The following is a 13,971-nucleotide window of genomic DNA, read 5'->3' as shown; positions in this document are numbered from 1 at the left end:
TGGCTGGGGCGGCAGGATTCGAACCTGCGAATGCCGGTACCAAAAACCGGTGCCTTACCACTTGGCGACGCCCCAGCAGAGCGGCGATGCCTTGCGCGGCCGCTTGGGAGAGGCGCGCTTAGCGTGTTGTCCCGGCGCTGGGAAGAGGTTTTTCCCCAGCGCCGGGCAGATCATCGTCAGGCGTTCAGCACTGCGTCGATGTCCGCGACGCTGTGGCGCTCCGGTACGAAGCCTTCGCCCTTGCGATTGACGATGCGGCCGCGGCGCACGGGCTCGCGTGCGCCCAGTTCCTCGCCCCAGCGCATCAGGTTGGCGTAGCTGGGTACATCGAGGAAAGTGGCCGCGTCGCCATAGGCATCGCCGCGCACGAAGCCGCCGAACCAGCCGTAGGCGGCCATGTCCGCAATCGTGTACTCGTCACCTGCAAGGTAACGGGTTTCGCCCAGACGCTTGTCGGCAACGTCGAGGATGCGCTTGGCCTCCATCGCGTAGCGGTCGATCGGGTATTGGTACTTCTCCGGTGCATAGGCATAGAAATGGCCGAAACCGCCGCCCAGCATCGGGGCGCTGCCCATCTGCCACATCAGCCAGTTCATGCATTCGGTGCGGCCGGGGCCGGACGCGGGCATGAAGGCGCCGAACTTTTCGGCAAGGTGGAACAGGATCGAACCCGATTCGAACACACGCACCGGCGCTTCGCCCGACACGTCGAGCAGGGCGGGGATCTTGGAATTGGGGTTGATCGAGACGAAGCCCGACGAAAACTGGTCACTGTCCGCGATCGAGATCAGCCAGGCATCGTATTCGGCTGCATATCCGGCGGCGAGCAGCTCTTCGAGCATGATCGTCACCTTCTGCCCGTTTGGCGTGCCGAGCGAATAGAGCTGGAAAGGGTGGTCGCCGCGCGGCAGTTCTCGTTCATAACGGGCGCCGGCGGTGGGGCGGTTGATGCTGGCGAACTCGCCGCCGTTGGGCTGATCCCAGGTCCAGACCTTGGGCGGGGTATACGTGATATCGGCCATGCTGGAACGCTCCTTGGGAGATGGAAGACGGCGCACAGGTAGGTGCGCCAGAGTGCGCCGACAAGGTTGAGAAAAAGCAATAAAGGCGCTTCCTCCGGACGTTCGATCAAGACGGCGCGATTGACAGCGGGTGGGTGCGTGCGCGCTATTCGCCTGCCGGATAACAGTCGCACGGGAGAGCGCCTGCATGACCATCAATGTCGCCACACGCCCTGCTGCCAACCGAACCGTCGAAACCATTCGCGGTCAGCATCACAAGTTCATGCTTATCCCGATGATTGAACGTCATGCCCGGTGGTTCGATGCCGGGCCAGTCTCGATCGCGGTGGAGGCGCGGGCACTGGGAGATTCCCCGCGGCGCATGGTCCGGGGGCCGAGCATCCACGTCTTCAACGCGACGCGCAACGAGGAATACCTGCGGTTCGATGTCTTCGGGAAGGTGCTGCACTATCACTACATTCTGAACGCAGCGGGGCATAATGTGCTGTGGGGTTATGATCCGGGCGCGAACGGGCCGATGATCCCGTGGGTCGTCGCAGCCTTGCAGGACCGGCTGCCGATCATGCTGCGCGCCGCCGGGGCTGGTGGACTGGCGGATGAAGTGGAGCAGCAGGGCTGGGACGTTTCGGTCCTGCCACTAGTCGCGCGAGAGGCGACCATGGCGCTTGCCCCGCGTGACGACGATATGGAGCGCGCGCGCGAGGGGATGGACTGGATGCATGAATGGAAGCGGATCCATCCGCAGTTCAACACGGTGGAAGAAGGGGAGTATTGAGCAAAAAGGAAAAGGCGCGACCCATGTGAGCCGCGCCTTTTCCTTTTTTGTCGTCCTTAGCCGATCTTGCGGATCCAGCCATGTGTGTCGGGTGCCTCGCCCCGCTGGATCGAGACTAGGCGGTTCTTCAGCTTGCCGGTCAGCTGGCCGGGGCCGCCGGAGCCGATGGTGAATTCACCATCGCGACCGGATACCTTGCCGACCGGGGTGACCACCGCCGCCGTGCCGCAGGCGAAGGTTTCCACCAGCTTGCCCGAGGTCGCATCTTCGCGCCACTGGTCAAGGCTGTAGCGGCCTTCCTTCACCGTCAGCCCTTCTTCGCGGGCAAGCTGCAGCAGGCTGTCACGGGTGATGCCGGGCAGGATCGTGCCGGTCAGTTCCGGGGTCAGCAAGGTGCCGTCCTCGAACGCGAAATAGAGGTTCATGCCGCCCAGTTCCTCGATCCACTTATGCTCGGCGGCGTCGAGGAAGACGACCTGGTCGTGTCCGCGCGCGATGGCTTCGGCCTGGGGCACGAGGCTGGCGGCGTAGTTGCCGCCGCACTTGGCAGCGCCGGTGCCGCCCGGCGCGGCGCGGGTGTAGTCCGAAACCCAGATCGACACGGCAGGCGCGCCCGACTTGAAGTAATTGCCCGCGGGGCTGGCGATGACGATGAACTTGTACTGCTTGGCAGGGCGCACACCGAGGAATGCCTCGGTCGCGATCATGAAGGGACGCAGGTAGAGCGAAGCGCCTTCGCCTTCCGGGATCCACGCGCGGTCGATCTGGACCAGCTTCTCGATCGCCTCGACAAATACGCTTTCGGGCAGCGCCGGCATGGCAAGGCGTTCGGCCGACATGTTGAAGCGCGCGGCGTTGGCTTCGGGGCGGAACAGGGCGATGGCGCCATCGGCCTGCTTGTAAGCCTTGAGCCCCTCGAAGATTTCCTGGGCGTAGTGAAGGACGGCCGCTGCGGGATCGAGAGGGATCGGCTGGCGGGGACCGATTACCGCGTCATGCCAGCCCTGGCCTTCGGTCCACTCGATCGTCACCATATGGTCGGTGAAGTTCGTGCCGAACCCCGGATTGGCCAGCACTGCGGCGCGCGTTTCCACGCTGGCAGGGGCAGGGTGGGCGAGGGTGGTGAAAGTCAGGCCGGCATCGGCGAGGGTCGCCATCGAACGTTTCCTTGTTTGCAACAGGATTGCGCCGTTGAACGAAAATTTCACGGAATGCAACCCGAAAGCAATATTGCTTCTCAGGCTTTCAGTCTTAGCACGACGGCGGAGGCAGGCAAATCGGTTGAGTGCCAACAACTGAGAAGGGCCGCACCGGTTGCCCGGTACGGCCCTTCACATGGTCAGCGGCCGGGAAGTGCCGCCAGCGAAGCCTTTATCGCCTGTGTATCAGCGATAATGCCTCGCGACGGAAATTGCCGACCTCTCTGCTGAACCATGAGACATCGGATCACCTCCTTTCGCGCTGTTGAGCCATAAGGCGTCGCCTTGCGGCGACTGGGACTTCGGTTAATCCTGGGCGCGTATCCCGGGGCCCGTCGTCTTGAATAAAATCTGGTACATCCCGCAGCGCACAACAAGTCTTGAAAACTAATTTTTTGCGGTCATGATCGGGACTTCCGGCCAGTTATCCCCAGCCGCGCGGTGACTTGAAAACACGGCTTTTGGGGGGTGTGGAGTGCGGCCTGAAAGGTGCTCCCGGCAGTGTGACGACCCCAGTTTTCTCCCCGGTATTTCGCGCCGCTTTCATGTCGGATAACGGTTCAGCGGCAATCCTCGATCACGCGAGAAATTTCGGTCCAGCTTGGCAGGTAGAGCGTGGGCTGTCCGGTGACGATCACGGCAAAGCGGCCGCGGCTGAAGGCCATCCAGTCGAGCGAGGAATCGCGCGCCGACATGGTGACGACCGCGCCGCGCGGCGTGCTGGTGGCTGCCAGAGGGCGCACACCGGCGGAGGTGGCGATGGACATTGCCACCGGCCCGCTTGTGGGCTGTCCCGCGCGCAGCAGCGTAATGGTGCGCCCGGCGTCGCACTGGACGATGAATTGACCGTTTCCGAAGGTCGCGCCTGATGCGGTGCCGTTGCTGGCATAAGTCCACTCACCAGGGGTTTGCGCGGCGTCGCGCCAGTTGGCAGGCGGCGGCGGAGCGGGGGCCAGCGCGGGGCGCGGCTGCGGCGCGGATGTTGGCGCTGCCGGTGGAGCAGAGGCTTTCGGGGGGGCGGGAACACATCCGGGCAGCGCCGTGATGGCCATGAAACCAAGGGCAAGCAGGGTGGGGCGGATGGTGGTGCGGCTACGCAGATTTGCCTTCATGCGCGTGGTATGGAATGAGGCGCCGCCCATCTCAAGTGCGTACATGCCCATGACCGACCCGCTTCCGCCCCGTTCCATCGAAAAGAAACCCGCCAAAGTCCGGGTCGATCAGTTGCTCGTCGATCGCGGGCTGGCTGAAAGCCGTACCCGCGCGCAGGCGCTTGTGCTGGCCGGGCTGGTGTTTTCAGGCGAAACCAAGATCGCCAAGCCCGGCCAGTCGGTGAAGGGTGACGCCGCCATCGAAGTGCGCGGACGCGATCACCCCTGGGTTTCGCGGGGGGGAATCAAGCTGGCCCATGCTATCGAGCACTTCGGCCTCGATCCGAAGGGCGCGATCGCCATGGATATCGGCAGTTCGACTGGCGGTTTTACCGATGTTCTTCTGACGAACGGTGCAGAGCGTGTATTCGCGGTCGATTCGGGCACCAACCAGCTGGCATGGAAGCTGCGGACCGATCCGCGCGTCACCGTGCTGGAGCAGACCAGCGCCCGCATCCTCACGCCCGAACAGATCGATGCACCGTGCGACTGGGTGGTCTGCGATGCCAGCTTCATCGGGCTTGCCAAAGTGCTGGAGGTGCCGCTGCGCCTTGCCGCGCCGCGCTGCCGGGTGGTGGCGCTGATCAAGCCGCAGTTCGAGGTCGGGCGCGGCGAAGTGGGCAAGGGCGGCGTCGTGCGCGATCCGGTGCTTCACTCCCGCGTCTGCCAGGAAGTGCGCGACTGGCTTGAGGGGGACGGCTGGACCATCCAGGGCATCGTCGAAAGTCCAATCAAGGGGCCGGAAGGAAACGTGGAGTTTCTCGTTTCGGCACACCGCGGGGCCTGAGCGGGGGAACTTGCGGGTTCGCTAACGATTGCGCAGAGGCCCTGCGCGTATCACAAACCGCGCCATTCTTGGGTAAACTCCTGATTCGGAGCCTTTTGCGCGCATGAATTTGTTAGCTTCCTCCAGCCAGTTGCGGGCCAGCCTGATGCGCTGGGTTCTGGTGTGCGTGCCCGTGGTCGTGCTGCTGGGGTTCCTTTCAGGCCAGTTGGCCGGAAGCGGACCGGGCAATGCGTGGTTCGACGAGCTGGTGAAGCCGGCCGTCTATCCGCCGCCGGTCACTTTCGCGATCGTATGGACGGTGCTTTACGCCGTGATGGGCGTGGCGCTGGCGATGATCCTGGCGGCGCGCGGGGCGCGCGGGCGGGGCATTGCCGTTCTGGCGTTTGCCGTTCAGTTCGTGCTCAACCTTGCCTGGTCGCCGGTGTTTTTCGGGATGCACCGGATGAGCGCCGCGCTGGTGCTGATCGCGGCGATCCTGCTGGCAGCAACGGTCACGACGACACTATTCGCCCGCGTCCGCCCGGTCGCGGCAGTGCTGCTGGTGCCGTATGTGTTGTGGCTGGTATTCGCGACCTATCTCAACTTCGCGTTCCTTCAGGCCAATCCGGGGATGGACGGGGTGCAGCGTTCGGGCGCGGTGGAGCGTTTCCAGATCTGATCGCCTCCACCGACTCGCATTCCCCCCTTGCGCCGCGCCGCGCCGCGCTCCATCTAGCGGCCATGCAAAGCGAAAACCCCTTCGTCGCCGACTTCGCCAAGATGTTGAACAGCGCCGCCGGCACTCTGGCCGGCATGGGCCGCGAAGCGCGCGACGGCGCGCGTGAACGCGTGAAGGAGTTCATGGGCGACATGGACTTCGTCAGCCGCGAGGAATTCGACGCGGTCAAGGAACTGGCGGCAACGGCGCGCGCCGAAACCGAATCGCTCAAGGCGCGTCTCGACGCTCTGGAAGCGAAGCTGGGCGCCAACTGATCGATCACGCTGTGTGCGCCGGGAACGTTTCTCGCGCACACAGGGTTGAGCATCGTAACCCATCAAGAGGGACACGATGTTCACGCAGCTCAATCCCACGATACCGCTTCACGTCGTCGGCAAGGGCGATGGCTATGCCATCGGCATGATCGACTACGGGCAGGAGCATAACCTGATCTGGGTAACCGCGCTCGATTCCTCGGGCGAAATCTGGTGCGCCCCTAACCAGACTGTTCGACTTGGCCGCAATTGGACCATGGGCCGCGCGGAAAACCCCCTTATCACCAAGGACAAGGCGGCCGAGCATCCGCCGGAAGCGGCTCTGGACGTTTGCAACTGACGTGTTGAGCGGCCAGAGGAGTGGGCGATGCATTTTCGTGCCCCCGCTCTGGTCTGCGCCGCGCTGCCGCACGGTGAAACCGCCGTCATCGCCCGCCTGCTGACGGCCGAGCACGGCCTTGTCGCGGCCTTCGTCGCCGGGGGCAGGGGGCGCGACCTGCGGCCCGTCCTGATTCCCGGCAACACTGTAGAGGCGGACGTCCGCTCAAAATCCGACACCCAGCTTCCCTTCGCGCGGCTGGAACTGCTGCAGAGCCGCGCGCCCTGGATCACTGAGCCGCTGCCCGCCGCTGCGATCGGCTGGGTAACCGCGCTTGCCGCGTCCGTTCTGCCCGAACGTCAGCCGTTTCCCGCGCTGTACGATGCGCTTTCCGGGGTGCTTGAAGCGATCTGCGTGGCGCCTTCCGCACGGGGGTGGGCGCTGGGGTTGCTGCGTTATGAAGTGCTGGTGCTTCGCGAACTGGGTTACGGGGAAAAGATCAGGCGCCCGCCTGATGGGGACTGGCCCGCGCTGCTCGATACCTTCGATGCCATTGGCCGCGAATTGGCGCGCTACCCGCTTGCCGATCGTAGAAGAGACGTTATGGCGGCCCGCACCCTGCTGCGTGAGCGGCTGGTACGGATCGGAAGCTGAGGAAACGACTATGCGCATCGCTGTTTTTGCCGGAGACGGGATCGGTCCCGAAGTTACTGCAGAGGCGGTGCGCGTGCTCGAAGCGCTCAACATCGACGGTCTTGAACTGGTCGAGGGCGATGTGGGCGGTGCGGCATACCGCAAGCACGGGCATCCGCTGCCGCAGCAGACGCTGGACATCGCGCGCTCTGCCGATGCGGTGCTGTTCGGCGCGGTGGGAGACTTTTCGCTGGATCACCTTGAGCGCGCGCTGCGCCCCGAACAGGCGGTGCTGGGGTTGCGCAAGGAACTGGGCCTTTTCGCCAACCTGCGCCCCGCGACGGTGTTCAAGGGTCTTGAAGACCTGTCGACCCTGCGCCCCGAAGTTTCGGGCAAGATCGATCTGCTGATCGTGCGCGAACTGAACGGCGATGTGTACTTCGGCGAGAAGGGCACCCGCACACTGGAAGACGGCCGCCGTCAGGGCTGGGACATGATGTCCTATGCCGAGGACGAAGTGCGCCGCATCGCCCATGCCGGCTTCAAGGCCGCGCAGGGCCGTTCCAAGAAGCTGTGCTCGGTCGACAAGGCCAACGTGCTGGAAACCTCGCAGCTGTGGCGCGACGTGGTGATCGAGGTTTCTGCCGAATATCCCGACGTCGAACTGACGCACATGTACGTCGACAACGCGGCGATGCAGCTGGTGAAGAACCCCGGCGCATTCGACGTCATCGTCACCGGCAACCTCTTCGGCGATATCCTGAGCGATCAGGCCAGCATGTGCGTGGGCTCGATCGGCCTGCTCGCTTCGGCCAGCCTGGCTGAAGGCACTTTCGGCCTTTATGAGCCGATCCACGGTTCGGCCCCGGATATCGCGGGCAAGGGCCTGGCCAATCCGATGGCGACGATCCTTTCCGCCGCCATGCTGCTGCGCCATTCGTTCGGCCTCGAAGCCGAAGCGGCCCGCATCGAAGCCGCTGTCGCCGCCGCGCTGGCGGACGGTATCAAGGGCGGCGATCTTGGCGGTTCGGCCGGCACGAAGGAAATCGGTGACGCGGTGCTCGCGCGCCTGTAAAGGTTGCGCGGACACGCAATAATCGTTTCTTGACGTTTACCACGTAAAAACAGGGCGCATGAACATTTCCACGACCGATCTCGCGCAGGCTTCCGAAGCCGCCATTCGCGCCGTTTCGCCTCAGGCGAAACCGCTCGAACTGGCGGTGGTCCTGCCGACCTACAATGAGCGCAAGAACATCGCGACGATGATCGAGCGACTCGACAAGGCTCTGGCTGGAATCGCGTGGGAAGCCATCTACGTCGACGATAACAGCCCGGACGGCACTTCGGATGAAGCGCGTCGTCTCTCGCTGGTGGACCCGCGCGTGCGGTGCATTCAGCGTATCGGGCGACGTGGCCTTGCTAGCGCCGCGATCGAAGGCATGTGCTCTACCGCTGCACCGGTCGTGGCAGTGATGGACGCCGATCACCAGCACGATCCCGCGCTGCTGCCGGGCATGCTGGCGGCGATCACCTCGGGCGAATACGACCTCGCCTATGCCTCGCGCTTCGCCGAAGGCGCCAGCACCGAGGCATGGGGCCGTCCTGACCGCGTCAAGGCATCGGGCCTTGCCAACCGTATCGCCAACAAGGTGACCGGGGTTGAGCTGACCGACCCGATGAGCGGCTTCTTCATGCTGCGCACGCAGACCCTGCGCGCCGACGCGCACCGCCTTTCCGGCGTGGGCTTCAAGATCCTGCTCGATATCCTGGCGACGGTGGATACCCCGCTGCGCGTCAAGGAATTCCCCCTCAACTTCGCCGCGCGAGCAGAAGGCGAAAGCAAGCTGGACCAGACCGTCGTGTTCGAATTCCTCGTGGGCCTTTACGACAAGTGGCTGGGTCGGATCATCCCGACCCGTTTCGCGCTGTTCGGCACCGTGGGCGCCATGGGCGTGGTGGTGCAGCTGGCAGTTCTGTGGGTGATGTTGCACATCGTTTTCGGTGAGCGCTTCGTCTACGGCAACTGGTCGGAAAGCACGACCTTCAACATCTCGAACACGATCGCCGCGCTGGTGGCGATGACGTTCAACTTCGTGCTCAACAACGAATTGACCTATTCGGACAAGCGCCTGCGCGGCTTCGCACCGCTGATGCGCGGCTGGGCGCAATTCGCGCTGACCTGCTCGCTGGGACTGCTGACCAACATCGGTTCGGCTGCCGTACTCAAGACGATCGGCGTGCATGACGTGCTGGCGGTGATCACCGGGGTGCTGCTGGCATCGGTGTTCAACTTCGCGCTCTCGTCGAAGTTCGTATGGGGCAAGTACTGACTTCGAGCCGCCCGCAAGCGGTTCTGCTGGGGCTGACGGCGCTATGGGCGCTCGTCAGCCTCGTTGATTCTCCATACCCGAATCTCGCACCGTTGCAGAACCTGCCGACGCTGGTGATCGTTGCAGGGCTGTGGGCGGCACTGCGACGCTGGCCGATGCCAACCAGCGCGGTCGCCTGCGTCTGCCTGTTCCTGTGGCTGCACACGCTGGGCGGGCGCTACATCTATTCTTTTGTTCCCTATGAGGAATGGGCAAGGGCGCTTGGCCTGCCATCACCTGCGGCGACGTTGGGGCTGGAGCGCAATTCGTGGGATCGTTTGGTGCATTTCAGCTTCGGCGCCTGCTGGGTCCATCCCATCTCGGCATGGCTGGCGCGTCACCGCAAGCTGTCGCTTTCGCTGGCAACCTATATCGCGGTGGAGTTCGTGCTGGCGGGCAGCGCGATCTACGAAATCTTCGAGTGGCTGCTCACCCTATTCATGGCCGGTCCGGACGCCTTGGCGTACAACGGCCAGCAGGGCGATCCGTGGGACCCGCAAAAGGACATGGCGCTTGCCGGGCTCGGCGCGGTGGCAGCCGCAGCATTTCTGCGGCTGCGGACGCGGTTCACCGCCAGCTAGGCAGCCACATCCACGCGTTGTAAGCGTCCTTGAAGGGAAGCGGGCAACCAGAGATGATCGGGTAGAAGATCACGAACAGCGCGAGCGACAGGCCGAAGACCCAGCGCGCCACCAGCCGCCAGCGATCGCGCCGGTCCCACAGGCTGTCGAGGCCCAGCGCCAGCAGCGCCATCAGGAACGCGCCGGGCAGCAGGTAGTGGTAGTAGAACTGCACCGGCTTACCGTTCACCGCCCACATGCCCACGCACACGAAGTAAAGCACGGCAAAGAACAGCACGTCGCGGCGGCGCCGGAATAGCGCGGCCCAGATGCTCCAGAAGAACGCGAGCAGCCCGGCTATCATCGCCATCGGGTTGCCGATCATCACGACGCCGCGATGGGCGCCGTCGACGTTCTGGAACAGATACCAGATGCCGCGCCAGTCGACGATCCACTGATACCAGTAGGTCTTGTAGGGATGCGGCTTCTTCACGCTGTCCTGCAGGCGCACCATCAGTTCGTGCTGCTCCACGAAGCCCCATGGGGACAGCGTGTGGTGCGGGTAGAACATCGCCGGGATGAACGTCGCCCAGTAGACCGCGATCGGGAACAGGCCGAGCCACAGCGCGGCCTCGACCATGCTGATGCCCCTGATCGGGCCCGCGCCGCGCTTGCCGATGAAGATCGGTCCGGTCTCAGCGATGCGCATCGCGAGGAATGCGAGGCCGGGCATGGCCAAGGCCGGAGCGCCGCTCCACTTTGCGCCCAGTGACAGGCCCAGCGCAAGGCCGCTCAGGATCAGGTGCAGCCGCGCCAGTCCCGTGCGCTTGGCGCGCCATGCGGCCGCGAACTGCCACAGGCCAACCATGCACAGCCCGGCCGCGATCATGTCCAGCATGGCGATGCGGCTTTGCACGAACCACATGAAGTTGGTGGCCAGCAGCGCCGTCGCCAGCACTGTCGCGCGGCGCAGATGCGTCACGTGCCACACAAGGCGCGCGAAGGCGAAGAGGCCGAGCCCGCCGAACAGTGCCGGGCCGATCCGCCACGCCAATGGCTTGTCGCCCAGGAAATGGATGGCGGCCGCGATCACTTCCTTCGCGAACAGCGGATGTTCGCGGTTGGCGGGGATCAGTTCGAGCAGCTTGAGAGCTGCCGGTACGTAGTGGACTTCATCGAAATAGTAGCGTGACGGGATCGTCAGGCGCCACAATACCAGCGCCTGAAACGCAGCGACGATGAGGAGGCACCAGCCGAGCGGATCGTGATGTGTCTGGGCGTGGTTCTGGCGGGAAAAAGGCATCGGATGGGCGGATAAAGTGGGCCGCAGGTTTGGGCAAGCGCGCTTGCACAGACTCGCGCGCGCCCCTAGAGGCATGGCCCATGAAACGCACCACCGGACAGGATCGCAGCCAGACCCAGAGCTGGCGTCCCGCAACCCGCGCAATCCGCGGAGGCACCTGGCGTTCGGAGATGGGTGAAACGAGCGAGGCGCTGTTCCTCACTTCGGGCTACAGCTATGACGATGCCGCCACTGTCGCCGCCCGCTTCCAGGGTGAGCAGGACGGCATGACCTATTCGCGCCTGCAGAACCCGACGGTGGCGATGCTGGAAGAACGCATTGCGCTGCTTGAAGGGGCAGAGGCGTGTCGCACGCAGGCCACCGGCATGGCGGCGATGACCGCCGCGCTGCTGTGCCAGCTTTCCGCAGGCGACCACATGGTAAGCGCGCGCGCCGCGTTCGGTTCGTGCCGCTGGCTGGGCGACCACCTGCTGCCGCGTTTCGGCGTGGAAGTGACCAACGTGGATGCGGGCGACCTGTCGCAGTGGGAAGCGGCGATCAAGCCGAACACCAAGGTCTTCTTCTTCGAAACTCCGGCGAATCCGACGATGGACGTGGCAGACCTTGCCGCCATTGCCGAACTGGCCAAGGCGCACGGCATTGTCACGGTTGTCGACAATGCGTTCTGCTCGCCCGCGCTGCAGCGGCCGATGGAGTTCGGTATCGATGTCGTTGCCTATTCCGCCACCAAGCTGATGGATGGGCAGGGGCGCGTCCTTGCCGGTGCCGTCTGCGGATCGGAACAGTTCATCAACGATGTGCTGCTGCCGTTCCAGCGCAACACGGGCCCGAACCTTTCGCCGTTCAACGCCTGGGTCGTGCTCAAGGGGCTTGAGACGCTGGACCTGCGCGCCAAGAAGCAGAGCGAGAACGCGCTGGAGCTTGGCCGGTTCATGGAAAACCGCGTGCCGAAGATCCTGCACCCCTGGCTGGACAGCCACCCGGCGCAGGCGCTGGCGATGAAGCAGATGGACGCATGCGGCCCGATCTTCTCGTTCGTGCTCGATGGCGGGCGTGAACAGGCGCACGGGTTGCTCGATGCGCTCAGGCTGATCGATATCTCGAACAATATCGGCGATTCGCGTTCTCTGATGTGCCACCCGGCCTCGACCACGCATCACAACATGGGGCCGGAAGGGCGCGAGGCGATGGGCATCGGCGAAGGCATGCTGCGCATCAACGTGGGGCTCGAAGATATCGAAGACCTCAAGGAAGATATGGACCAGGCACTGAAGGCCGTCGGCCTTTAAGGCACGCGGCAGCGGAGTTTTTCCGCTGCCCATTGTCAGAAAGGTGTTGCAAGATATTCGTCCGGCGGCCAGAGGCTGTCGGACCGTTCCCCGATAGCTCAGCGGTAGAGCATTCGACTGTTAATCGAATGGCCGTAGGTTCGAATCCTACTCGGGGAGCCAGTTCTCCCGCGCTCCGGAATGAGCGCGTCGCGCCGCTTTTCCGCGCCAGAAGGCCGCAGCCGCGCTTCTTCGGAACCTGCCCACTTCTACACGGTTGTAGGCTGACGGACTTCTCGTTAGGCTACTTGTTGTTATGAAGGAACTCTTCCAGCACGCTGCGATCACCGACGGTCTTACCGTGCGCGTGGCCGTAAACTTCCTGCCCGAGCAATCGCGCATCGAGGCGGGAAAGTGGTTCTGGGTCTATCACATCCGGATCGAGAACGACACGGATCACACGCTCCAGCTGATGACGCGCCACTGGCGCATCACCGACGCCACCGGCAAGGTCGATGTCGTTGAGGGAGAGGGCGTCGTCGGTGAGCAGCCTATGCTCGAACCCGGTCGCAGCCACGACTACGTATCGGGTTGCCCGCTTTGCACCCCGCAGGGTTCGATGGAAGGCTATTACACCTTCCGCCGCGAAGATGGCGAAGAGTTCCGCGCCAGCATTCCCTTTTTCCCGCTCGCTGCGCCTGCGACCGCAGGCTGATATTGCTCCTGAGGGCCGCGGCGCTTAGGGAAGCGTCATGAAGCGCACGCACTTGCCCCTCAACGCCCTGCGCGTCTTCGACGCTGCGGCGCGCCACCTTTCGTTTACGCGCGCGGCCGACGAACTGGCGGTGACGCCCGCCGCCGTCGGCCAGCAAATCCGCGCGCTGGAAGACCTTCTGGGCGTGGTGCTGTTTCGCCGCACCAGCAAGGGTCTGGAACTGACCGAAGAGGCTGGTGCGGGCCTTGCCGCGTTGCGCAGCGGATTTCTGCATTTCGAGGATGCGGTGCAGGCGATGCAGGCGGGCCAGTCCAGCCACGTCTACACCATTGCCGCACCGCGCGAATTCTTTGCCGCCTGGCTGGCGCCGCGCCTTGCGGCTTTCCGGGCAGCCAATCCGCAAGTGCGCTATGTGCTCGTCGATGGCGAACTGACCGACTTTACAGAGGCTAACCTTGACCTTGCGGTGCGATGGACCGACGGGCCGGGCGATCTTGAAGGCGTGCCGCTGGGTGCGGCCGAATGGGTCGAGGTGGGTTCGGGTGACTGGATCGGCTGGCCGGGTGATCCGGAGCCGGACGGAGAAGACGAAGAGGCCAAGCCGCCGGTCGTGGTGAGCGATGCCGGGCAGGCAATCGCCGCCGCGCTTGCGGGCATCGGGCGCGCGCGCATTCCTGCGCTGCTGGCGGCCGGTGTTGCCGGTCGAGATGCGGCGGTGAGCGATGCGATGCCCAGCCGTCGCGGTTACTGGCTGGTCGCGCCGACCCCGCAGTGGCGGCAAAAGAAGGTCAAGGAACTGGTCGCGGCGCTCACCGGGGCCCAGTGAAGCTGAAGCCTGCATGTTGCTTCGGCAAGCTTTGGACGAGCGGGGCTTGCTAAAGTCTCCGGCCCGCAATGA

Annotated in this window: 16 protein-coding genes and 2 tRNA genes; 13 read left to right on the top strand and 5 right to left on the bottom strand. The window is 64.2% G+C overall.

What is annotated here, in order from left to right:
* Together A8V01_RS20940 and yghU are read right to left on the bottom strand one after the other, a co-directional pair.
* Positions 1–75, bottom strand: a tRNA-Gln gene (locus A8V01_RS20940).
* Between the two features lie 101 nt (positions 76–176).
* Positions 177–1,022 (bottom strand): glutathione-dependent disulfide-bond oxidoreductase, encoded by an 846-nt coding sequence (yghU, locus tag A8V01_RS20935; RefSeq protein WP_103098235.1) that lies wholly within the window; start codon positions 1,020–1,022, stop codon positions 177–179.
* A gap of 187 nt (positions 1,023–1,209) precedes the next feature.
* Between yghU and A8V01_RS20930 the strand changes: the two genes are divergently transcribed.
* Complete coding sequence (locus A8V01_RS20930; protein ID WP_103098234.1) at positions 1,210–1,797, top strand: DUF7700 domain-containing protein; 588 nt, start codon at positions 1,210–1,212, stop codon at positions 1,795–1,797.
* Between the two features lie 56 nt (positions 1,798–1,853).
* On the opposite strand, the gene A8V01_RS20925 is transcribed toward A8V01_RS20930, so the two are convergent.
* Positions 1,854–2,954: a branched-chain amino acid aminotransferase gene (locus tag A8V01_RS20925; protein WP_103098361.1), complete on the bottom strand. Its 1,101-nt coding sequence runs from the start codon at positions 2,952–2,954 to the stop codon at positions 1,854–1,856.
* Positions 2,955–3,556: 602 nt separating this feature from the next.
* Positions 3,557–4,159, bottom strand: coding sequence for a hypothetical protein (locus tag A8V01_RS20920; RefSeq protein ID WP_245892756.1), 603 nt, complete (start codon positions 4,157–4,159; stop codon positions 3,557–3,559).
* Between A8V01_RS20920 and A8V01_RS20915 the strand changes: the two genes are divergently transcribed.
* From A8V01_RS20915 to A8V01_RS20880, 8 genes are all read left to right on the top strand, one after another.
* Entirely contained in the window at positions 4,152–4,934 is a 783-nt protein-coding gene (locus A8V01_RS20915) for a TlyA family RNA methyltransferase (RefSeq protein ID WP_425437349.1), read from the top strand. The two genes, A8V01_RS20920 and A8V01_RS20915, sit on opposite strands and share 8 nt — an antisense overlap.
* 103 nt (positions 4,935–5,037) lie before the next feature.
* Positions 5,038–5,592, top strand: coding sequence for a TspO/MBR family protein (locus A8V01_RS20910; protein WP_103098232.1), 555 nt, complete (start codon positions 5,038–5,040; stop codon positions 5,590–5,592).
* A 62-nt stretch (positions 5,593–5,654) separates the two neighbouring features.
* Entirely contained in the window at positions 5,655–5,906 is a 252-nt protein-coding gene (locus A8V01_RS20905; RefSeq protein WP_103098231.1) for an accessory factor UbiK family protein, read from the top strand.
* Between the two features lie 76 nt (positions 5,907–5,982).
* Positions 5,983–6,246 (top strand): hypothetical protein, encoded by a 264-nt coding sequence (locus tag A8V01_RS20900; RefSeq protein ID WP_103098230.1) that lies wholly within the window; start codon positions 5,983–5,985, stop codon positions 6,244–6,246.
* Positions 6,247–6,273: 27 nt separating this feature from the next.
* The gene (gene recO / locus A8V01_RS20895; protein ID WP_103098229.1) at positions 6,274–6,879 is read left to right on the top strand and encodes a DNA repair protein RecO; all 606 of its coding nucleotides are present in this window, start codon (positions 6,274–6,276) and stop codon (positions 6,877–6,879) included.
* Between the two features lie 10 nt (positions 6,880–6,889).
* Positions 6,890–7,933, top strand: a complete 1,044-nt coding sequence (leuB, locus tag A8V01_RS20890) for a 3-isopropylmalate dehydrogenase (protein ID WP_103098228.1) — start codon at positions 6,890–6,892, stop codon at positions 7,931–7,933.
* A gap of 58 nt (positions 7,934–7,991) precedes the next feature.
* Complete coding sequence (locus tag A8V01_RS20885) at positions 7,992–9,188, top strand: glycosyltransferase (protein ID WP_103098227.1); 1,197 nt, start codon at positions 7,992–7,994, stop codon at positions 9,186–9,188.
* Positions 9,173–9,808 (top strand): DUF2238 domain-containing protein, encoded by a 636-nt coding sequence (locus A8V01_RS20880; RefSeq protein ID WP_103098226.1) that lies wholly within the window; start codon positions 9,173–9,175, stop codon positions 9,806–9,808. The genes A8V01_RS20885 and A8V01_RS20880 overlap by 16 nt, the downstream gene beginning before the upstream one ends.
* On the opposite strand, the gene A8V01_RS20875 is transcribed toward A8V01_RS20880, so the two are convergent.
* A complete protein-coding gene (locus tag A8V01_RS20875; RefSeq protein ID WP_103098225.1) occupies positions 9,795–11,090 on the bottom strand; it encodes a phospholipid carrier-dependent glycosyltransferase in 1,296 nt (431 codons plus the stop codon). The two genes, A8V01_RS20880 and A8V01_RS20875, sit on opposite strands and share 14 nt — an antisense overlap.
* Positions 11,091–11,170: 80 nt before the next feature.
* On the opposite strand from A8V01_RS20875, the gene A8V01_RS20870 reads away from it, so the two are divergent.
* The 4 genes from A8V01_RS20870 (at position 11,171) to A8V01_RS20855 (ending at position 13,899) form a co-directional block, all read left to right on the top strand.
* Entirely contained in the window at positions 11,171–12,379 is a 1,209-nt protein-coding gene (locus tag A8V01_RS20870; protein WP_103098224.1) for a trans-sulfuration enzyme family protein, read from the top strand.
* Positions 12,380–12,466: 87 nt separating this feature from the next.
* A tRNA-Asn gene (locus tag A8V01_RS20865) sits at positions 12,467–12,541 on the top strand.
* A gap of 133 nt (positions 12,542–12,674) precedes the next feature.
* Positions 12,675–13,073, top strand: coding sequence for a Co2+/Mg2+ efflux protein ApaG (gene apaG / locus A8V01_RS20860; RefSeq protein ID WP_103098223.1), 399 nt, complete (start codon positions 12,675–12,677; stop codon positions 13,071–13,073).
* Positions 13,074–13,110: 37 nt separating this feature from the next.
* Positions 13,111–13,899 (top strand): LysR family transcriptional regulator, encoded by a 789-nt coding sequence (locus A8V01_RS20855; RefSeq protein WP_103098222.1) that lies wholly within the window; start codon positions 13,111–13,113, stop codon positions 13,897–13,899.
* The last annotated feature ends 72 nt before the right edge of the window (positions 13,900–13,971 follow it).

This window comes from Novosphingobium guangzhouense (assembly GCF_002896965.1).
In the GTDB taxonomy this organism is placed as follows: Bacteria; Pseudomonadota; Alphaproteobacteria; order Sphingomonadales; family Sphingomonadaceae; genus Novosphingobium; species Novosphingobium guangzhouense.
Note: the sequence above shows the minus strand (reverse complement) of the source record. Positions and strands in the feature narration are given on the sequence as shown.